The sequence below is a fragment of the Trichocoleus sp. DQ-A3 genome (genome assembly GCF_039961975.1).
Lineage (GTDB): Bacteria > Cyanobacteriota > Cyanobacteriia > Cyanobacteriales > FACHB-T130 > FACHB-T130.
In genome coordinates, this window is record NZ_JAMPKC010000005.1 from 68,841 (window position 1) to 87,602 (window position 18,762).

23 protein-coding genes are annotated in these 18,762 nt (G+C 47.1%); 13 read left to right on the top strand and 10 right to left on the bottom strand.

Going from position 1 to position 18,762, the window contains the following annotated elements; all coding sequences use genetic code 11:
* Positions 1-125: 125 nt before the first annotated feature.
* The 3 genes from NDI44_RS11210 to NDI44_RS11220 all read right to left on the bottom strand — a co-directional run bounded on the left by NDI44_RS11210 (position 126) and on the right by NDI44_RS11220 (position 2,721).
* Positions 126-1,106 (bottom strand): HetZ-related protein 2, encoded by a 981-nt coding sequence (locus tag NDI44_RS11210; protein ID WP_190414871.1) that lies wholly within the window; start codon positions 1,104-1,106, stop codon positions 126-128.
* A 363-nt stretch (positions 1,107-1,469) separates the two neighbouring features.
* Entirely contained in the window at positions 1,470-2,066 is a 597-nt protein-coding gene (locus tag NDI44_RS11215) for a DUF6658 family protein (RefSeq protein ID WP_190414872.1), read from the bottom strand.
* A gap of 100 nt (positions 2,067-2,166) precedes the next feature.
* On the bottom strand, positions 2,167-2,721 hold the full coding sequence (locus tag NDI44_RS11220) for a DUF6658 family protein (protein WP_190414873.1): 555 nt from the start codon (positions 2,719-2,721) through the stop codon (positions 2,167-2,169).
* A 202-nt stretch (positions 2,722-2,923) separates the two neighbouring features.
* On the opposite strand from NDI44_RS11220, the gene NDI44_RS11225 reads away from it, so the two are divergent.
* Both NDI44_RS11225 and NDI44_RS11230 read left to right on the top strand, forming a co-directional pair.
* The gene (locus tag NDI44_RS11225) at positions 2,924-3,175 is read left to right on the top strand and encodes a hypothetical protein (RefSeq protein ID WP_190414874.1); all 252 of its coding nucleotides are present in this window, start codon (positions 2,924-2,926) and stop codon (positions 3,173-3,175) included.
* A gap of 37 nt (positions 3,176-3,212) precedes the next feature.
* The gene (locus NDI44_RS11230; protein WP_190414875.1) at positions 3,213-4,217 is read left to right on the top strand and encodes a lysylphosphatidylglycerol synthase domain-containing protein; all 1,005 of its coding nucleotides are present in this window, start codon (positions 3,213-3,215) and stop codon (positions 4,215-4,217) included.
* 123 nt (positions 4,218-4,340) lie between these two features.
* Here NDI44_RS11230 and NDI44_RS11235 read toward each other — a convergent pair whose 3' ends face one another.
* The 3 genes from NDI44_RS11235 to NDI44_RS11245 form a co-directional block, all read right to left on the bottom strand.
* On the bottom strand, positions 4,341-5,627 hold the full coding sequence (locus tag NDI44_RS11235; RefSeq protein WP_242037154.1) for a hypothetical protein: 1,287 nt from the start codon (positions 5,625-5,627) through the stop codon (positions 4,341-4,343).
* A 227-nt stretch (positions 5,628-5,854) separates the two neighbouring features.
* Positions 5,855-6,829 carry a M48 family metallopeptidase gene (locus NDI44_RS11240; RefSeq protein ID WP_190415030.1) on the bottom strand — a complete coding sequence of 325 codons (975 nt, stop codon included), beginning with the start codon at positions 6,827-6,829 and terminating at the stop codon, positions 5,855-5,857.
* A 194-nt stretch (positions 6,830-7,023) separates the two neighbouring features.
* The gene (locus NDI44_RS11245; RefSeq protein ID WP_242029147.1) at positions 7,024-7,359 is read right to left on the bottom strand and encodes a (2Fe-2S) ferredoxin domain-containing protein; all 336 of its coding nucleotides are present in this window, start codon (positions 7,357-7,359) and stop codon (positions 7,024-7,026) included.
* A 191-nt stretch (positions 7,360-7,550) separates the two neighbouring features.
* On the opposite strand from NDI44_RS11245, the gene arsM reads away from it, so the two are divergent.
* From arsM to arsH, 5 genes are all read left to right on the top strand, one after another.
* Entirely contained in the window at positions 7,551-8,519 is a 969-nt protein-coding gene (gene arsM, locus NDI44_RS11250; protein WP_190414877.1) for an arsenosugar biosynthesis arsenite methyltransferase ArsM, read from the top strand.
* Positions 8,520-8,578: 59 nt separating this feature from the next.
* On the top strand, positions 8,579-8,902 hold the full coding sequence (locus NDI44_RS11255) for a metalloregulator ArsR/SmtB family transcription factor (RefSeq protein WP_190414878.1): 324 nt from the start codon (positions 8,579-8,581) through the stop codon (positions 8,900-8,902).
* Positions 8,903-8,989: 87 nt separating this feature from the next.
* Entirely contained in the window at positions 8,990-9,706 is a 717-nt protein-coding gene (locus NDI44_RS11260) for an MIP/aquaporin family protein (protein WP_190414879.1), read from the top strand.
* Positions 9,707-9,719: 13 nt separating this feature from the next.
* Positions 9,720-10,133: an arsenate reductase, glutathione/glutaredoxin type gene (arsC, locus tag NDI44_RS11265; protein WP_190414880.1), complete on the top strand. Its 414-nt coding sequence runs from the start codon at positions 9,720-9,722 to the stop codon at positions 10,131-10,133.
* A 72-nt stretch (positions 10,134-10,205) separates the two neighbouring features.
* Positions 10,206-10,832, top strand: coding sequence for an arsenical resistance protein ArsH (arsH, locus tag NDI44_RS11270; protein WP_190414881.1), 627 nt, complete (start codon positions 10,206-10,208; stop codon positions 10,830-10,832).
* Between the two features lie 507 nt (positions 10,833-11,339).
* On the opposite strand, the gene NDI44_RS11275 is transcribed toward arsH, so the two are convergent.
* Positions 11,340-11,537, bottom strand: coding sequence for a hypothetical protein (locus NDI44_RS11275; protein WP_190414882.1), 198 nt, complete (start codon positions 11,535-11,537; stop codon positions 11,340-11,342).
* Between the two features lie 54 nt (positions 11,538-11,591).
* Between NDI44_RS11275 and arsS the strand changes: the two genes are divergently transcribed.
* Together arsS and NDI44_RS11285 are read left to right on the top strand one after the other, a co-directional pair.
* A complete protein-coding gene (arsS, locus tag NDI44_RS11280) occupies positions 11,592-12,593 on the top strand; it encodes an arsenosugar biosynthesis radical SAM (seleno)protein ArsS (protein ID WP_190414883.1) in 1,002 nt (333 codons plus the stop codon).
* An 85-nt stretch (positions 12,594-12,678) separates the two neighbouring features.
* Positions 12,679-13,398, top strand: coding sequence for a TVP38/TMEM64 family protein (locus tag NDI44_RS11285; protein WP_242037155.1), 720 nt, complete (start codon positions 12,679-12,681; stop codon positions 13,396-13,398).
* A gap of 48 nt (positions 13,399-13,446) precedes the next feature.
* Here NDI44_RS11285 and NDI44_RS11290 read toward each other — a convergent pair whose 3' ends face one another.
* Positions 13,447-13,572, bottom strand: a complete 126-nt coding sequence (locus tag NDI44_RS11290) for a hypothetical protein (protein WP_277877652.1) — start codon at positions 13,570-13,572, stop codon at positions 13,447-13,449.
* 96 nt (positions 13,573-13,668) lie between these two features.
* Here NDI44_RS11290 and NDI44_RS11295 point away from each other — a divergent pair, with 96 nt between their 5' ends.
* Positions 13,669-14,286 (top strand): hypothetical protein, encoded by a 618-nt coding sequence (locus NDI44_RS11295; RefSeq protein ID WP_190414884.1) that lies wholly within the window; start codon positions 13,669-13,671, stop codon positions 14,284-14,286.
* Positions 14,287-14,414: 128 nt separating this feature from the next.
* On the opposite strand, the gene NDI44_RS11300 is transcribed toward NDI44_RS11295, so the two are convergent.
* Positions 14,415-14,777, bottom strand: coding sequence for a single-stranded DNA-binding protein (locus NDI44_RS11300; protein WP_190414885.1), 363 nt, complete (start codon positions 14,775-14,777; stop codon positions 14,415-14,417).
* A 297-nt stretch (positions 14,778-15,074) separates the two neighbouring features.
* Between NDI44_RS11300 and NDI44_RS11305 the strand changes: the two genes are divergently transcribed.
* The 3 genes from NDI44_RS11305 to mreD all read left to right on the top strand — a co-directional run bounded on the left by NDI44_RS11305 (position 15,075) and on the right by mreD (position 17,605).
* Positions 15,075-16,082, top strand: a complete 1,008-nt coding sequence (locus NDI44_RS11305; RefSeq protein ID WP_190414886.1) for a rod shape-determining protein — start codon at positions 15,075-15,077, stop codon at positions 16,080-16,082.
* Positions 16,083-16,207: 125 nt separating this feature from the next.
* Positions 16,208-16,942 (top strand): rod shape-determining protein MreC, encoded by a 735-nt coding sequence (mreC, locus tag NDI44_RS11310; protein WP_190414887.1) that lies wholly within the window; start codon positions 16,208-16,210, stop codon positions 16,940-16,942.
* Positions 16,943-17,053: 111 nt separating this feature from the next.
* Entirely contained in the window at positions 17,054-17,605 is a 552-nt protein-coding gene (gene mreD, locus NDI44_RS11315) for a rod shape-determining protein MreD (RefSeq protein WP_190414888.1), read from the top strand.
* 47 nt (positions 17,606-17,652) lie between these two features.
* Here mreD and NDI44_RS11320 read toward each other — a convergent pair whose 3' ends face one another.
* Positions 17,653-18,465, bottom strand: a complete 813-nt coding sequence (locus NDI44_RS11320) for an HAD family hydrolase (protein ID WP_190414889.1) — start codon at positions 18,463-18,465, stop codon at positions 17,653-17,655.
* Between the last annotated feature and the right edge of the window lie 297 nt (positions 18,466-18,762).

Here is an 18,762-nt window from a genome sequence, read left to right on the forward strand (position 1 = left end):
CCGATCAAAGTCAATTGAGGCAAGTTCGGGGGAGCTGATTGAACGGCTAAAAACGATAAGGATAACTTTAAACAAAGCGAGTGACATCTTCAAGAAATTCCCGCTTTTCCCCAAACTTCACTCGGCTACTTTTCCATTCCTATCGCCACAACTTGCTCAGACGTTCTACGCGCTGCGGCGGGTTTTAGCCAGCTTGCGACCAGCTCCGGCTTTGTTTTTCGAGCAAAAATGCGAATTGCATGGTAACTGACTTTTTCCCGCAGACGATAGACTTCCCTAGTCCGCAAATTCAAGGCGCGAGCGATCGCTTGTTGAGAATTGCCAGCGAGGTAAAGTTCCAGCCAAACCGCTGCTTCTCGACTGACATTTTCGGCTAAATAGTTGTAAAACTCCTGCTTTACGGTTGTCCGCAGAAACATTTGTTCTTCAATTGCTTGATTCTCTTGATACTCGGCAACTGCGTGGATATCGAGGAAACTAACCGGATTGTTTGTCTCGTGGGACACCACTTCCTCAGAAATCAGTCGCACCAGTTCACCATCGGGGATATGAGTCATCCCTCCCCGCCGGGAACGACGTAGATAGTTAAAAAATCTATAAACTAAAAGTGGCTGGTTGCGAATTGGTCTGAGACAGTATTCTTCGATGCTGCTCATCAGTAGAGAGTTGCCTAAGCGAGCGTCTGAAGTACATTTGCTAATCCAGGCAATTTGCTGTTGAATGTAGCGATCGCGATGCAATAATTCCTGAATGACTTCTTGCAACACATCGACAACCGTTGCCGAGCGATCGCGCGATAGCGCCACCCAAGTCCGAATTTTATTCTTCAGCAATACTAAACTCCCCAGCCGAGTCGTCAAGTTGCAATAAGCACGCTCTGGTGCCACGCCTAAGTAGCGTTGCCGTAAAATGCGATAGCGATAATCCATCGCTTGCAAGGCAATTACCCTCTGAGTTGCGTTAAACGTTTCAAAACGCTCTCCTTCCTCTCCCACCAGCCACAGAGCAATACTTTCATGGGTTGCTGCGCTATAGCCAGGACAGTCAGATGCCAGCTGCTTCGCCACCTCAGTTGGAGACAGCACAACGGTTAGAAATTTTTTCATTTCAATAGCCGAGAGTGTGTGTTCTATTCGGCTATATCTTTAGTCAGGCTGAGGTTATGTATTTTTGATCCGGTTTCTCCGAAAGGATTCTCCCGGAGAAACCCTGACAGGGTACTATCACAATTCTCTATTCGATGCAGTACGGTTTAACCCCACCCTTGCCCCTCGACCTTCCCTTCACTTCAACTAGAGGGGTTCAATATTCTCCCCTCTCCGTTCACGGAGAGGGGCTGGGAGTGAGGTTCCGAGTGATATAGCACTCAAGTTAGAACCGCTATAGGGATACAAAAGCAAATAGGGGCAGGATTATCCCGCCCCTAGAATCATTGATTGAGTCTGGTGTTTATTTAATTCCAGACGCTGCTAATCAATCGCATCAGCAGCCTTATCTGCTGCCCGCTTAGCACTCTCAATTACATTTCTGCCTGCATATTTACTATTTTCCTGGACATTGTCAGCTGCCTGCTGCGTTCCTTTACCCAGGTCTTTGGTTGCATCCTGAGTATTGCCCTTGAGATTTTCAATTCCCTGCTTTGTTCCCTTAGCGAAATCACTAGCCGATTTTTGCGCTTTGTCGCCAATTGCGTCGGTATTTTGCTTGACATTCTCACCGAACTGTTTAGCGTTTTCGCCCTTCTTATCCAGAATCCGCTTGGTGTTTGTACCTACGTCATCGGTCTCGTCAATTACGTGGCGCTCAGCATTGTCAATTAGGCCTTTTGCCTTAGCTGCTACGCCTGAGGTGTCTCTTCTGGGATCGGTATCGCTATAGTCGTTCATCCCACCTTTATACTCATTGGTTAAGGCACCTGTAGGAACGTCCTCCCTAATTTGGTCGGCGGTCTTCGCTTGTGCCCCACCATTACAAGCGGTGGTAACAAAAATGATCGTGGCGGACAAAAACACGGTCAGGATTTTGCCCAAGTTGATTTTTTTCAACCAATTAATTACGCTGTTCATCAAAAAAACTCCTTTTTCTGTACGAGTCAATGGTTGTTTTGGTTAGCATTGCAATCCGAGATTTTCGATTGACTGCCAATCGAAAATCTCAATTATTTGCTTATTTGTGCAAAGCAGGGTTGCTTTGCATTTCAGGTCTCTGACCGGCTTCATCTGATTTATCTTTGATGAAGCTGGAAGCCTCTTTGAACTCTTCACCGATACTTTCTAATATCTTGGCATTAGGATCGCTGCGATTGATTATAGGTTGACGACCTCCAGCTCCAGAGACTTCAAAATCCTCTGAAGTTTTTATGGGCAATTCTTTTTCCTTTGCGGCTCGACCTGCTGGTGTCTCAGCACCCGGGTAGAGGATTTCAGAATCGCTGGTAGCAATTAACTGATTGGACAGGATCTGCAAGTCAGCGCGATCGCGTGGATTCGCTGTTTTGCTGACGTTAGGATCGGTAGACATTTTGTAATTCGTGTAGCCATCTCCACCATTGCTGTGGGGATTGTTGTTCCCTCCCATTTGCACGGGGGGATTTTGTGGACGTGCCCCTAAAGAATCGCCATTGTTACAAGCGCTGGTAACAATTAGCAACGCGCCTGCCAAAAAAACGGTCAATATTTGACGTAACCGTAGTTTTTTAAAGAAAGCAGTTAAGTGTTTCACACACTACTCCCAAGATTTTTACGAACTGTCATAAACAATACAAAAGCTACAGTGTTCCTACCTCTAGCGCAGGTCACATTCTGGTTGCAACTAAAAGCAACCTCTCTCTAACCGTAGAGAGATTCCCAAAAAATAAGCAAAACTACGGTGATATTGGTTGGTTCGCGACCATGCCAGCTAAAAACATCGCTCAGCCTAGAACTTGGCTGATTTTTCTCAATCTTTCAGCATCAGATGGGTCTGGGCATCGCTGCCTCAAACGCGATCGCTCACATCAAACTTGCCTCACCATCAGGTAGCGGATCGTTATCCGTATCCCAGATGTGCGAAGCTTGGCTGGGAAATTGTTCGCGAATGTCTGCAAAGTGTAGAAACAGAAGAGCGATCGCTCCCTCTGGCAAAAGTTACAGACTCGCTACCGTTCTCACTTTGGTATTCTCATACTCTAGGATGAGGTATTTGCCTCAACTCGCTACCCAGTGTGAAAGGTCATGAAAAAAATTTGGTCATCCCTGAAGCCGTACTTGCGCTGGGTGATTCTCGGCGGGACGCTATTTTTTTTGGCAAAAGCTCTCAAAGACAATTGGCGGGAAGTCGCAGCCATCCGAATGACTGGTGCGGGATGGACAAATCTAGCGATCGCCTTTTTGATCACTTTACTGGCTCATACTTGGTCTGGATTCGTCTGGAGTTGGATTTTGCAATCGTTCCGGCAACCCGTTCAGCCTCGATGGGCGCTCCAAGTTTACCTGAAAACCAACCTTGCCAAGTATTTACCAGGGAATGTCTGGCACTACTACGGGCGCATCGTGGCGGTGACATCCCACGGGGGTTCTTTCGGTGCCGCGACTCTCAGCGTGTTACTCGAACCCCTGCTGATGGCGGCTGCCGCTTTATTAGTTGCCTTAGCAGGTAGCCAGTTTGGTTGGGCAGGTGTCCCTCAGAATACCCAGACGAGAACCTTACAACTTCTTGGTTTGGGTGTAGTTTTGCTGGGCGTTCATCCCCGAATTTTGAACCGGCTGATGCAGTTGGCAAGTAAATTGAAGGGAAAGAAAGCAAGAGGTGCAGGGGCGCAGGGGCGCGGGGGAGAAGAAAATGCTATCTCTGCTTCAGCTTCTCCACCCCCCACAGAAGCGACAGAAGCTTCTTTTCGACTTGAGCGATATCCTCTATTTCCTTTGTTGGGAGAAATTGGCTTTTTGTTACTGCGTGGCGCGGGGTTTTTGTTTGCCATGCTAGCGCTGACACCAGTGAATCCCAATCAAATCCCGATGCTGCTGAGTGGGTTTAGTTTGTCATGGCTGTTGGGTTTGATTGTTCCCGGCGCACCTGGGGGAATCGGGGTATTTGAAGCGACAGCGATCGCTCTATTCGGTCAACATTTTTCTGCCGCCATTCTCCTCAGCGTCGTCGCCCTATTCCGCTTGGTGAGTATTTTAGCGGAAGCCGCCGCTGCTGGATTGGCAACTTTGAGCGAGCTGAAGGATCGCTAAAAGGGCTATCAACTACAGCTATGACAACTTTATTCCCCCTCAATCCAGGTTCCCCTCACCGAAAACCGGGGAGGGATTAAGGGTGGGGTTCCCCTGTCCCGCTTTCAACGGGTAGCCAGAAACCTAATCCTCTGCAACTTGATCTGACATCGCCTCTGCGATCGCAGAAGTTGCAGCTTTTATATCGCTATCTAACTTCAGTTGAGAAAAAACTCGATACATCTGTGCCGTCCCGTTAGGCAGCTTCTTCGTGCCATTTCCGTTCATCTTGATCAAATTGTATTGAACGTTTTCACCATAGATAGCGAAGGTTATATGAAATATTTCAAAGAAATTCACTACCCACTTGCAATCCTCTTCTGGATAGTGCATATAGTATTTGATTAACTCAGCAATGCAAGTTTCTAAATGGGTGCGAACATTTTTACAAATTAATAAAATTTTCAGCAGTACGATTACTAAAGTCAAAGGATGCCCTTGCGACATCAATAAAATAAATAGAGGCGAAGGTTCCCGATGATTTTCAGTCGTTAAATATTCGATCACCCGATTACAGGTTCTTAACAACAGGGCATCATCCAGCGTCTCTTCATGATGATTTTCATATACAACATCTAGCTTTTCTTCTAATTTTGTTTTCAAGACCTCTACAAATTTTCTATTTTCCACAGAAAAAATTAAATATTTTTGTAGACTATGTTTAAAGTTTTTGTAGGGAAGTCCTTGAGTTTGTTGGAGAAAAATATTTGCCAGATTTGTATAGCTAAATGGCCCCCGTTTCGCAACAATTGTCTTGATCAGACGCAGTACCTCATCCCCCAAGCCAGTCGGGTTTTTAGGCAAAATTTCTCTAGGCATCGCCGACTGCGATCGCGTGGTATACATTGCTAGCTCAAACTTAAAGCGATCTTTCAGTTCTTGCGACAATGCTCTGGCAGCTTCCCGCTGTTCGACGGGGTTTGAGAGATTCGCATATTGAGGAACTAACAGATAAGAAGTATAACGATGGCTCCAATGGGTTGCTTCATGTTCATCGTATCTAGCGGCAAATATCTTTAAATCTTGATAGTCTTGGCTTTTAATAAAATTTACAAGCCAAATTCTCAACTTACTTAAGCTTGGAGATAAGGTTGACTTGCTAATATTTAAATCGCTAAATACTAAAACTAATTCTTTAATTGCTTTATAGCTTCGTGTCGTCTCCCAATTATTGATGAGAATATAACAAGAGCGCTTTAGAGTGTTTTTAAATTCTTCTTCATCATTTGCAAAGATAATGTCTGAAAGCGCTTTGATCGCGTTGGTATTAACAGCGTTAGGACTGTAATAAATAAATAACTGCTTAAATTCTTGCAGAACGGCTTCTGGGGGCCATTGCTGAACAATGTCCACCAAAAAACGATAGATCATATCTCGATCTGACTGGTTGGAAATGACACGAAACTCGGCCTGATATCCATCTGATAGAATGTCCCTGACCATTCCATTAATTAGGACTATTGAGTCCTTCCTTAGAGTGTGAAGAGCGAAAGTAGATGGCACCCAGCGTCAATGCTAATTGCAGTGTATAGTACTTGACTTGACTGCCCATAGCAATCCTTGAAAATACATACGCTTGGGGAACTTGCTCTCAACCGCTAAGGATCTTCGGATTCAGACCGGAGACGGTTAATTTGTTCTTGCAATTCCTCAATTTGACGCTGTAGCGCATCCACCTCATTAACGGCTGTTTCTGATGGGACATTCACCGCGCCCTGTACAGGGGAACGTTGGTAATTGCCCCGGCGAATCTGACGATATTCCTCTGAGTTTGCCCACTCCTGCAAATGGTGAAGGCGATCGACCGTAAAGGGATGGGTCGTAAACCAACCTTGAGTAAAGTTATTGTAAAGTAAGAACTTGTAGACTTGATTCAACCCGTCTTCGTCCAATTCCTGATATTTTTGCGATTGACGAATAAATTCATCTAAATTTACTTCATTGGCATAACGGGCGCTGCCACCAGCAAATTTCATCATTAAGTGCATCACCGGATTCAGGTCGTCTGTCACCAGGAAAGCGGCTCGATCTGCTGATAATTCGGCTTTACGGCTCCATTCAATAAATGCCAAAACCAAGCCGGTACTGACCAAAGTGCTGAAGCCAAAGGTCGCGTTCCCGATAAAATTGACAGCTTGCAAAGCCCAAACCGCCATCTGACGTAAGGTCGTGTGACCGCATTTAATATGTCCTAATTCATGTGCAATGACTGCCCGAAGTTCCGCTTCGTTGAGCAGGTCTAAAAGTCCAGAGTTCAGGATCACATAAGGGCGTTCTTGTCCGAGGGCGCTGGCATTAACCCAAGGCGCTTGGGAAACGAAAAGCGTTGGTTCTGGGTAAACGTCCAGATCGCGCAAGCATTCCCGGAAAATGCCATAGATGCTAGCATACTGACGCGGCCCGACCTGAATGCTATTGCCCATGTGGTAGACAAACTGGGGACGCTCAGAGGCAAATTCCACAAATTTACGGGCAACCATATCAAATCCAGGCACGCTGCGTAAGGCTTGCTCGGCTTGTCGGTCGAGGGGATGTCTAAAAGCTTCACTGGAAATTCCGGTATAAGTAGGCATATTGATGAGCCTTATACAGCGTTCTACTGAACTATTAAAGCCTAGAAATACAACGAGCGGCTTTTGATCTACATCACAGGGATGCGCGATCGCCGTGTCGTTAAACTGCCACAAAAACTGCTTGATTTAAGCAAGTAACCAACCTACATCTGAGAAAACTTGACACGGCGGCAGTTATCGGAGTGAAAATCACTTCAAAAACTGATTCTCATGTGAATTCTGGGATTCAGCTTTGCTTCTATTGGTTCCCCTTTTTGTAAATGTTGTTCAACGATCGTCTGGACATCGCTGGGTTGAACTCGGCAGTACCAAGTTTCTTCCGGGACAATTCGCACTGTAGGACCACAGCTGCACTGTCCCTGGCAACCGCTCCCCGTCACTATGACTCCGGGAATATCAGCACTCTCAAAAGCGGCAAGTACCTCTGCGCTTCCATTTACCAAACAGGAACGGTACTGGCAAACGATGACGCAACGCCGATCTTGCTCCAAACACTTTTCTTGCGAACCAGTTTCCACTTTTGAGTCCAGCACAGTATAAATTCCTATGGCTCTATGTTAACTTCGCCTTAGCAGACCAGGGGAAAAGTTGGTAGCGCTGGGGAGAGTCCTTTTTCAGGCAATGCTCATTTATTAGGGATTTGATAGCCTTATAGATTGGAATCAGAGTATTTTTAGCAATTTGCTAAAAAGTCGCAACGCCAATCTAGGAGAATATTTGAGTGAGCTATCTCGAAACTGCTGCTGAGTTTTATAGTGAAGTAGCGCAGACGCCACAAGTCGGACTTTGTTGTGTCCAAAGCAGTCCCCTGCAACTGCCAGGACTAAAAATTTCGCCTCAGATGCAGGAGATGAACTACGGTTGCGGTACTACCGTCCATGCCGCTGAACTCGCTAATGACCCGACGGTGCTATATGTCGGCGTTGGCGGTGGTTTGGAAGCGCTGCAATTTGCTTATTTTTCTCGCCGTCCGGGTGGGGTGATTGCCGTCGATCCAGTGGCGGCGATGCGCGAGGCAGCGACTCGGAACTTAGCGATCGCTGCCCAAGAAAATTCCTGGTTTGACCCCAGTTTTGTGGAGATTCGGGAAGGGGATGCCTTCTCCCTGCCGGTGCCAGACGCCTCTGTAGATGTGGTGGCGCAGAATTGTCTATTTAATATCTTTGAACCCGCTGACCTGCATCGGGCGCTTCAAGAAGCCTTCCGGGTGTTAAAACCAGGGGGTCGTCTACTGATGAGCGACCCGATCGCCACTCGTCCCATCCCACCCCATCTGCGGCAGGATGAACGGTTACGGGCAATGTGTCTGTCAGGTGCTTTAACTTACGAGCAATATACTCAGCATCTTATTGATGCTGGATTTGGGCAGATAGAAATTCGAGCGCGGCGTCCTTACCGACTGCTGGATTGCGCTAGCTACGGGTTGCAGGAACCATTGCTATTAGAAAGTTTGGATTCTGTTTCTTTTAAAGTGGCAATTCCTGAAGATGGTGCTTGTATTTTTACTGGCAAAACGGCGATTTACACCGGCACCGAAGAGTTTTTTGATGACTCGAACGGGCATATCCTTCCACGGGGTTTACCAGCCGCGGTGTGCGATAAGACAGCAGGAAAGCTTGGTGCATTGATGCCAAAAGACATCCTGATTACTGATTCAACCTGGTACTATACGGGCGGCGGTTGCTGTTAAGTGACGAATTTGCTGGGTGCTTGGATAGGATAGCTGAAGAGATTCTTCAATAAAACTTGATGGCTAAACTACCTGCGATCGCACCTCCTTCCGTTTCTTCTGGCTTTCATGCCCTGTCTGACCCCCTACGGATTCAAGTGCTAGAGCTGCTCCGCGAACAAGAGCGCTGCGTCTGCGAACTCTGCGAACAGTTGGGGGTCACTCAGTCTAAACTTTCCTTTCACCTAAAAACACTCAAAGAAGCCGCTTTAGTTTGCTCCCGACAGGAAGGACGCTGGATTTACTACAGCCTCAATCTGCCTCAATTTGTTGTTTTGGAGCAGTATTTGGCAGAGTACAGTCGCTTCAGCCCGCTCTTATCAGCGCTTCCCTGTAAAGACTAGGCTTGACACATCAATTTTTTTTGAAATATGCTTAATGCATCAATTTTTTTTGAAATATAAGTTGCAGAAAATTCTTTGGTGCTGGGGATGGTCGTGAAATCAGTGTCGCGGATAGCGCGTTGGAACTCAGTTTTCCAATCGTGCAAGCAACAAGCGATCGCTGAGGGAGTCGGTACATTCATCCTGGTGTTTGCCGGTACGGGTGCCGTGATGGTAAACCAAATTAGCGATGGGGCGGTGACTCATCTCGGCATCAGCTTTGTGTTTGGCGCAGTTGTTGCCGCTTTAATTTACGCCTTGGGACACATTAGCGGCGCTCACTTTAACCCAGCCGTAACGCTGGCTTTCTGGACAAGCGGCTTTTTCCCGAAACGCCAAGTATTGCCCTACATCTTGGCGCAGTCTTTAGGAGCAATTGCCGCCTCAGCTTTACTCTGGATGGCTTTAGGGCGTGTTGGCAATTTGGGTGCGACTGTGCCGCTAGACGGGAATTGGCTGCAATCCCTGGTGCTGGAAACGGTTCTCACCTTCATTTTAATGTTTGTGATTTTTGGTTCCGGTCTCGATCGCCGCGCCCCGATTGGCTTTGCGGGGTTGGCTATTGGCTTGACGGTGGGGCTGGAGGCGGTGTTTATGGGGCCAATTACCGGAGCAAGTATGAATCCAGCGCGATCGCTCGGCCCCGCTTTAGTGGGCGGCATTTGGCAGCACCACTGGGTTTATTGGGTTGCACCGATTTTAGGGGCGCAATTAGCCGTGTTGATTTACAGCCAACTTTCCAACGGATTTCGGGACATTAAGTAAGGGAGAAAACCTGATGAAACGAGTGATGTTTGTTTGCAAGAAAAATTCTGCCCGTTCCCAAATGGCAGAAGGCTTTGCAAAAACACTGGGTAAGGGAGAAATTGAAGTGATTAGCTCTGGATTAGAAGCCTCTCAGGTTAGACCGGAAGCGATCGCTACCATGAAAGAAATCGGCATTGACATTACCAATCAACACTCGAAACCCCTTAGCGACTTCAAGGCTGAAGACTTTGATGTGGTAATTTCCCTGTGCGGTTGTGGAGTTAATCTGCCGACAGATTGGGTACTTCGGGAAGTATTTGAGGATTGGCAGCTTGACGATCCGGCTGAACAGCCTGAAATTTTCCCCAGAGTGCGCGATCAGATAAAAGAACGGGTGACTAAACTCATCGAATCGCTAAAGGAAGAAGCGACACCTGTTGGATAAGGTTTCAATGACAAACCAAACACCGATAGAGCAACCAATTCAGCAGGTTCTTGAGCAAAAGTTATCCTTCTCATGACAACTTTCGAGCATCCACCCAGAATTTTATTCTTGTATGGCTCTTTAAGAGAGCGTTCTTACAGCCGTTTATTAGCAGAAGAAGCCGCCAGAATCATCGAAGGTTTTGGTGCAGAAACCAAATTCTTTGACCCGCGTGAATTGCCGATTCACGGTAGCGTAGAGGCTGACCATCCGAAGGTTCAAGAATTGCGGAATTTAAGCTTGTGGTCTGAGGGTCAAGTTTGGTCTAGTCCAGAGATGCACGGGAATATTACCGGCATTCTGAAAAACCAAATCGACTGGATTCCTCTAACTTTAGGGGCAGTAAGACCGACTCAAGGTAGAACTTTGGCAGTCATGCAGGTCAGCGGTGGTTCTCAGTCGTTTAATGCCGTCAATACTATGCGAATCTTGGGACGCTGGATGCGGATGTTTACCATCCCCAATCAGTCTTCCGTTGCTAAAGCGTACAACGAGTTTAACGAAGACGGAACGATGAAGGATTCCGCTTATCGCGATCGGGTTATCGACGTAATGGAAGAACTTTACAAATTTACGCTACTACTGCGAGATAAAGTAGACTACCTGACGGATCGCTACAGCGAACGCAAGGAAAAAGCAGCGACTCAGCTGAGGTTATAACGACACCTCGCTTTTTAAAAACCTACCCTTGAAAGACCCCAGCCCAGCCCCGTGACCGGGGCTGGGTTCAATATTCCCCTCCCGTGGAGGTCGAGGCGTTGGGGGTGGGTTACGAGTGTGTACATTGCACTAAGCGTCAGAACCGCTATATACCACTTCTAAGATTGTTCTCAACTGATACTCAGCTTGCCAAGATTTAATAATATCTAAGCTTAATCCCTGACCCCTGTAATTTTAGTCACACGAGAGTATGCAGGTTACATCCTCTATCTTTTGGGCAAGTTCGGCAACAGCCGACGCATCTTGCCGAGGGTCAATGTACTGAGCTACAGCCAATGATTAGGATAGGACGATGAGTTATCAGAGTATCGCTGTATTTCAGAAAAAATCAGAACAAAAAAATCCTGGCACTTATGCTAGCATCTACTGCGACAGCAGCAGTGCTTAAAGTTGTACTTAAAAATTTATTAACATAAAACAGTGTTTTTGTCACTTCCTTTTAGGAGATTAGCGGCAATTAGGCTTGCTCAATCCAACATTGAGTTGTCCGCGTACTAATTTATTAGATAGGTTCTCCATAAATTGTCTGCCACCGTTACGGCAACTAATTTTCTGCGTGCCGCTTATGCCTTCTCCGGGTTCTACAAGATATTCATCAAGATGAGGCAAACAATCGTTTAGGCAGGGAATTTTTACTGCTGACATTGTTATGACCAACCTGACCTTCGATAACCATCTTTCCCTGTTTAGGGCTATCTCATGATTAATCTCGAATCAACTCGTTCAAACGTAACACCTTTTAAAGAAAAAATTGGTGTCCCTTTAACTAAAAGTAAAATTAGCGTTTTACAAATCAATTTGGGGAAGCGCTGCAACCTTGCCTGTACTCACTGCCATGTAGAAGCAGGGCCAAAACGAACTGAAGAACTAACCCCAGAAGTTTGTAATCAGCTGATTGAACTAATCTATAGATTTCCCCAAATCAAGATTGTTGACTTGACAGGGGGTGCCCCGGAAATGAACTATGGTTTTAAACCCCTGGTAGAGGCGGCACGGGATGCAGGTAAACAAGTGATTGTGCGGTCTAACCTCACCATTTATTTTGAAAAAGGGTTTGAGACTCTTCCAGAATACTGTGCCAAACACCAAACGAGAATTGTTGCTTCCTTGCCATGCTATCTGGAAGACAATGTTGATAAAATGCGCGGTTCTGGGGTCTATAACGACTCAATTCAGGCACTGCAATGTTTGAACCAGCAAGGGTATGGTCTTGACCCTAACTTAATCCTCGATCTGGTATACAACCCTCCAGTTCCAGCTACAGAAAATTTTTCTTTAACCCCCAATCAGGTAAATCTGGAACAAGATTACAAGGCTTATCTAAAAGAGCATTTCAACATTGTTTTTAACAGCTTGTTCACGATTACAAATTTACCAATTGGGCGAACAAAGTTTCATTTAGAGCACAGAAAATTAATCAGGCCTTATTTACACTTCCTAGAGTCAAATTTCAATGGCAGCACCCTTGAACATTTAATGTGTCGGGATGAACTTTCAATTGACTATCTGGGAAATGTCTATGATTGCGACTTTAACCAGATGGAAAATTTACCGGCGAAAACCCGCAATGGTGAAAAACTGACAGTTGCCAAGATATTGGAAGCTGGCAGCTTAGACATTATTGAAGAAATACAAACTGCATCTTACTGCTATGGTTGCACGGCTGGATGTGGTTCTAGCTGTGGGGGTGCCCTGATTTGAAACTAGCAAAAAAAGTAGGATTCTCCCTCTTCTCAGTCAAGGCAAAGTTTGTTCGCAAAATAAAATTTTGCCTGGATTTTATCGGATGAGAAATAAGACCAACCAAAGTGCTTCCCCGATGCCGAAACGTTACAGCCAGTGGGTCAGAACGCTCAAAAGTCCCCCCTTGTGGATAGCGATCGCACTCTCGATCTGCATCCTGCTCTGTATCTTTAGCCCATTGAAACTTTTGTTGGATAAATCTTTCCTGGTTAGTCACTTGGAAAGATTCGGTAGCTGGGCAGTCTGCCTGTTTATCCTGGTCTTTGCCCTGTCCAGCGCCATCGGCATCCCTGGAATTATGTTTCCTGTTGCGGCTGGTGCGGTTTTTGGTTTCGTCTGGGGAAGCCTTTGGTCGGTCATCGGCGCAACGCTGGGGGCAATTGGCGCATTTTTGGCGTCTCGCTACCTGCTGCGCGACTGGGCGGAACGCCGATTTGGTCAACATCAAGCGTTGATGCGGTTCAATCAAGCCGTGACCCGTCAGCCTCTGACTTTTGTGCTAGCGATCCGCTTTGCGCCAATCTCCCCCTTCACGGTGGTTAATTTCTTGTTGGGACTCACGCCTATCAGCTGGGTACCTTATTCAGTTGGCACGTTTATCGGAATTATTCCAGGGACGCTGGCTTACGCTTGGGTGGGGGTTACGGGTGAGCAAGCTTTGCAGGGAGGCGATCGCTTGCCCTTGCTACTAGCGCTCAGTTTTTTAACTCTCCTGTGTGTATTGCCTATTTTGGCTCGTAAAAAGACGCAACCCCTTAACTGACGAATAAATTCAACCAATTTTTAGTTTTATTTCCCTTAATTTTTGTTTTCACCGGCTGTGCCGGATACTCGCAGTCCGCTGATGCCAAGAACGAAGCGATCGCAGCGCCACTGCTGCCGGACGCTGCACGGCAACAGATTCCGTTATGAGATCAACTGATAACTTCTTCCACAACTTGGGAAAATTGCTTAGCTGGGAACCTAATTAGCTCCAATCAGTTCTGAAGAGTTAACAAGATTACGTAAATAGCAATAGGGAAGAGACAAACCGATGAAACGGGCAATTTCTGGCGCTTTATTAACTATTTTGAGCTTTAGCCTTCCAGCAATGGCTGCCACTACAGAGAAATTCCAGGTCAAAGGGCAAAACGCTTCCGCCTCTTTTTACCAATCTGACGACTGTAGCTCAAGCGGTGTCAGTGTTTGGGCTGCCGATAACGTCAGCCGTAGCGCACCAGGAGCACCGACTTCGGAGAAGGGAGCCAACGTCTCTTATTGGAACTCGAATTGGTGTACCGGCAAGTATTCCTATGGTTACGGTTACGCTCCAAATGTCACCTTCACCGCCAATAACCAGCTCAGCTCAGCTAGTTTGAAAGGCACCTTCAAAGTTGACGAATATTCGTCAGAGAATCCCGACTCAACGACTGCCAAAACGGTTGACGTAGCGCTAAATTGGACGGGAACAGGCGAGACATTCCGGGGTCACAGCAGTTCTCACTATCAGTGGATGGGCGGTATGTCGCACTCTCGCTATGTTGGCTCTTATCGGACTGCGGACGTATCGGGTAGCGTCACGATGGACGGCAAAAACCTGATTACGAATATCCCTGGTTTTGGCGATCTGAACTCGTCTAGCAGCGGCTCGGTGCAAATCACCAAGAGGTAGACTGTCGTTAAAGATTTGGACGTTAAAGATTTGGGGATTCTTCGTCTTTCCCGCCCAAATACAATCATTAGCCATCAGTTCTCTGGGGACTGATGGCTTGTCGTTAACAGCTAAAAATTAGCAACGAATTAAAATTCGGTGTCGTTATAGCCATTTACTGCACTGGGGTCTGTATCCTGTTTAGAACCGAGTAAATCTAGGCGATCCACCTTAATAACAGGTTTAGATCGGTTAGATGCCTTATTATCGCTCCAAGTCTCTATTTTCAAGGAGCCTTGTACCCCTATCAAACTGCCCTTTCTCACATAGTTCGCAGCCACTTCCGCTGTCTTCCCCCACAGTTCCAGGTTAAACCAGTCAGGCTGGTCGCTATTGCGAGTTCGACGATCCACTGCCAGCGTCAGATTGCACTTAATTTTACCTGACTCGAAATACTTGACATCAGGCTCTGTACCCACACGACCTACCAAGTTCACAACATTCAGGCTCATAAAATTGATTAGTACAAATGTACTGAACTACAGTGAATATACTTTAACGAATTTAGATAGTAGGCTCAAGTCAACTTTATCCTGATTTGCTCTTCAACTACCAGAATGATGCTTGGAAATGGCCTTGAGGCGTTTTCACTGGATAAATTCGTCTACCTGACTAGACTCTGGATAGAAAACGTAATAGAATCCACCTCGGTTCCATTTCCGTTAGAATTCCATCTCACACAACAGCATTTCATTTTGGGGGCGTAGAAACGAGTGGGTCTTTTCAGTCGCTTTTCCTTATCCCGGGACATGGGTATCGACCTGGGCACTGCTAACACCCTGGTTTATGTGTCCGGCAAAGGTATTGTTCTCCAAGAACCCTCTGTGGTTGCTATGGATATGGACACAAAAACCCCGCTAGCCGTGGGCGAAGATGCCAAAAAAATGTTGGGAAGAACTCCCGGCAATGTGGTGGCCCTGCGCCCCCTGCGCGATGGTGTCATTGCAGATTTCGATGTCGCTGAGCTAATGCTTAAGCATTTTATTCAGCGAGTACATGAGGGAAGAGCCTTAGTTTCACCTCGTGTTGTCATTGGCATTCCTTCGGGTGTCACTGGCGTAGAACGACGAGCCGTTATGGAAGCAGCATCTCAGGCAGGTGCCAGGGATGTGTACTTGATAGATGAGCCGGTCGCTGCTGCCATTGGCGCTGGACTACCCGTGGCTGAGCCTACGGGCAACATGATCATTGATATTGGTGGCGGCACCACAGAAGTTGCCGTGCTTTCTTTACAAGGAACGGTTTTAAGTGAATCGGTGCGCGTGGCTGGGGATGAGCTTTCGGAAGCCATCATGCAGTACATGAAAAAAGTCCATAACTTGGTGATTGGGGAACGCACGTCTGAAGAAATCAAGATTCAGATTGGTTCTGCCTACCCCACCAGTTTTGATGAAGAAGCCATCATGGAAGTGCGAGGCTTGCACCTGCTCTCTGGCTTGCCGCGCACTGTCACCATCAAGGGACCGGAAATTCGGGAAAGTATGTCTGAACCGCTTTCAGTAATTGTGGATGCGGTGAAGCGAACCTTAGAGCGCACGCCTCCCGAACTCGCAGCCGATATTATCGACCGGGGCATCATGCTGGCTGGCGGTGGTGCTTTGTTAAAGGGGCTGGACACGCTCATCAGCCACGAAACTGGCATTGTCACCCACGTAGCGGCAGATCCGCTCTCGTGTGTGGTGCTAGGAACCGGGCGGGTGTTGGAGAATTTCAAACAGCTAGAGCGGGTGTTCAGCGGGCGATCGCGCCAGATGTAGCAGTCATTAGTCGTTAGTCATTAGTCATTAGTCATCGGCAGTAGACGATGAACTAAAGGCTAAGGCTAGAGACTAGGGACAAGGACTAAAAACTAAAGGACTCAAGACGAATCCCTGATACCTAAATGTTTACACTGCGTCGCTGGTGGGTTCGGCACGGAATACAAGTTATATTGGCTGGGCTAACGATTGGAAGTGCGTGGGCGATTCGGGAGACTCAGGGAGCTGCTCTTTATGAGACTTACCAGTTGCTCACCCGTCCTTTTCAAGGGGAACCCACGTCACAAGAGCGCATCGAGAATGCCCGCGTTCTGGAACTACAGGAGCGGTTAGTTGAACTCGAAAGCCAAAATCAGAAGTTACAAGAGCTGTTGGGTTATGTTAAACAGAAAAAACAGCCAGGGATAGTCGCTCCGATTGTGGGACGTAGCGCCGATCATTGGTGGCAACAGATAACCCTCGGTCGAGGAAGTCAAGACGGTATCAAAGCAGATTTCATCGTGATGGGTACGGGTGGCTTGGTCGGTCGCGTAACCAACGTGACTCCCCATAGCAGCCGGGTCTTACTGGTCAGCGATCCCAGCAGCCGGGTAGGGGTTGCAATTAGCCGCAGCCGTTATATGGGCTATCTTCGAGGACAAGGTTCTAACCGAGCAGTGATGCAGTTTTTTGATAAAGTTCCTGATGTCCGTCGGGGCGATGTCGTGGCAACATCATCTGTCAGTAAACTTTTTCCGTCAGGGTTGCCGATAGGGCGAATAGAATCTGTAAATTTGGACAAAACTCCAGCTCCTGAAGCTGTGATTGAGTTGACAGCACCGATGAGTTCCTTGGAATGGGTGGTTGTGTACCCGAAATGAGGAATGAGCGGTTAGCTGTCATTAGGAAATAGCAATAGTAAATAGTGATTAGTCATTAACCACAGACGATGGACTAAGGACTAATCACGGATGACCCATGACCCATGACCCATGATCAATGTATCTGACTTGTCACCTTGGCCTCGTCAAATGCTTAACTGGGCAGTAACCATTGGTTCTGTCCTGTTGTGCTTATTGGTCTTACCACTGCGCCTACCAGGAATGGAATTGTTGGGAATTGGCCCCAACTGGTTGTTAATTTGGGTGGTTGCCTGGAGTTTGAAGCGATCGGTGTTGCAGGGTGCGATCGCCGGGTTGGTGTTGGGACTGATCCAAGATGGAATGACATCTCCCGATCCCAGTCATGCCCTTAGCTTAGCATTGGTAGGAATGTTGACCGCTCGGATTCAAAAGCAGCGGTATATTGAGGAAGATTTTATTTCGGTGGCGTTAATTGTTTTTGGGATGGCGGTTGTGGGGGAGACGGTGAGTGCCCTTCAGTTCACGCTCCAAGGCGATCGCGATCTGACCGCAATTTGGACATATCACCAGCGCATTGCCCTCTCCAGTGCCATCCTGAGCAGCCTTTGGGCACCCGTTGTTTACTATCCTCTAAATCGCTGGTGGCAGCAGATAAACCTGTTAGGGCAGTCTTCTAAGTAGTTTCTAGCCAATCGTCAATACTCAGTCTTCTGAGTATTGAGTGAGGACTATTGACGATTGACCAATGAGTGATGACTCACTCCCAGCAGGTAATGAGCAACAGAAAGTAAATCGCTATGAATGCGGGTTGGTTGGAACTGTCGCAACCTTTGGGGGCTACGAATGCCACAAGTCAGCGCGATGGTGGGAATCGAAAGCGCTTGTCCTGCTAAAATGTCTGCTTCCGTATCCCCGACCATCCAACAATCATCGGCAGTTTGCCAAGGCGAACAATGTTCTGCGATCGCTGTAGTGAGAAGTTGCGTTTTCACTTCAGCGTAGTTTTGATAGGCGGCATGGCTGTCTTGAGTCCCATAAATGCCACTAAACAAACGAGCCAAACCGTGATTTTGCAGGATTTGCAGAGCTTGGGATTGACATCGCAACGTCACTAACACCAGCTTGATGCCTTGAGAATGTAGCAATGCTAGCGCCCAGTTCACTCCTGGCTGCATTTTGTCTTTCTGTAACAGCGCCGGTTGATTGACGATGCTGACGACACGCTGCAAAAATACATTAATTTGCTCACCCTGTAAGCCCGATCGCATCGCAATTTCCACATCTGGGACACGATCTTGCTTCATTTGCCAGAATTGCTCTTTAGTCAATACCTGAAGATGCAGGATTTCTCCTTGCTCCTGATATATCTCCTGAGTATCAGCGAGTCCTAGCTGATAGGTACTGTAATAGCGGTGGGAAACGTCCACAAGTGGGCCGTCAAAGTCGCAAAACACGGTCAGTTTTTGTAAATGAGGGGCAGCGGCTTGACCCCGGTAGGGCTGAGGTGGTTGCAAATCTGAGGCGGCGGGGCAGCAGTTCATAGGACGTTACGAATCCGAACTTTTTGATACGTTTATTTACATTAACAGGTGCAACATAAGTTGTCATGGGATTTAGCCATCAAAATATATTAGACCTATTTATAGGGATATGTAGCGATCGCCTAACTATAGGGGTGAAAATCGGGGTGAAGATCAATATAACTTTTGAAGGCGGGTAATCGCAAACTTAGTGATTGGTTCCCCGACGGATGAATTCCTCAAAGTGAAGCACCATGAAACGGTGCTTATCGGCTCATACGATCTCCTAATATTCCGCTCTTCACAGGTAAACACGCG

Excerpts from the sequence above, each read along its gene's own strand:
- NDI44_RS11210 (WP_190414871.1), bottom strand. The coding sequence starts at position 1,106 with ATGAAAAAATTTCTAACCGTTGTGCTGTCTCCAACTGAGGTGGCGAAG.
- NDI44_RS11215 (WP_190414872.1), bottom strand. The coding sequence starts at position 2,066 with ATGAACAGCGTAATTAATTGGTTGAAAAAAATCAACTTGGGCAAAATC.
- NDI44_RS11230 (WP_190414875.1), top strand. The coding sequence starts at position 3,213 with ATGAAAAAAATTTGGTCATCCCTGAAGCCGTACTTGCGCTGGGTGATT.
- NDI44_RS11235 (WP_242037154.1), bottom strand. The coding sequence starts at position 5,627 with ATGATCTATCGTTTTTTGGTGGACATTGTTCAGCAATGGCCCCCAGAA.
- NDI44_RS11240 (WP_190415030.1), bottom strand. The coding sequence starts at position 6,829 with ATGCCTACTTATACCGGAATTTCCAGTGAAGCTTTTAGACATCCCCTC.
- NDI44_RS11255 (WP_190414878.1), top strand. The coding sequence starts at position 8,579 with ATGGCTAAACTACCTGCGATCGCACCTCCTTCCGTTTCTTCTGGCTTT.
- NDI44_RS11260 (WP_190414879.1), top strand. The coding sequence starts at position 8,990 with ATGGTCGTGAAATCAGTGTCGCGGATAGCGCGTTGGAACTCAGTTTTC.
- arsC (WP_190414880.1), top strand. The coding sequence starts at position 9,720 with ATGAAACGAGTGATGTTTGTTTGCAAGAAAAATTCTGCCCGTTCCCAA.
- arsH (WP_190414881.1), top strand. The coding sequence starts at position 10,206 with ATGACAACTTTCGAGCATCCACCCAGAATTTTATTCTTGTATGGCTCT.
- NDI44_RS11275 (WP_190414882.1), bottom strand. The coding sequence starts at position 11,537 with ATGTCAGCAGTAAAAATTCCCTGCCTAAACGATTGTTTGCCTCATCTT.
- arsS (WP_190414883.1), top strand. The coding sequence starts at position 11,592 with ATGATTAATCTCGAATCAACTCGTTCAAACGTAACACCTTTTAAAGAA.
- NDI44_RS11285 (WP_242037155.1), top strand. The coding sequence starts at position 12,679 with ATGAGAAATAAGACCAACCAAAGTGCTTCCCCGATGCCGAAACGTTAC.
- NDI44_RS11295 (WP_190414884.1), top strand. The coding sequence starts at position 13,669 with ATGAAACGGGCAATTTCTGGCGCTTTATTAACTATTTTGAGCTTTAGC.
- NDI44_RS11300 (WP_190414885.1), bottom strand. The coding sequence starts at position 14,777 with ATGAGCCTGAATGTTGTGAACTTGGTAGGTCGTGTGGGTACAGAGCCT.
- NDI44_RS11305 (WP_190414886.1), top strand. The coding sequence starts at position 15,075 with ATGGGTATCGACCTGGGCACTGCTAACACCCTGGTTTATGTGTCCGGC.
- mreC (WP_190414887.1), top strand. The coding sequence starts at position 16,208 with ATGTTTACACTGCGTCGCTGGTGGGTTCGGCACGGAATACAAGTTATA.
- mreD (WP_190414888.1), top strand. The coding sequence starts at position 17,054 with ATGATCAATGTATCTGACTTGTCACCTTGGCCTCGTCAAATGCTTAAC.
- NDI44_RS11320 (WP_190414889.1), bottom strand. The coding sequence starts at position 18,465 with ATGAACTGCTGCCCCGCCGCCTCAGATTTGCAACCACCTCAGCCCTAC.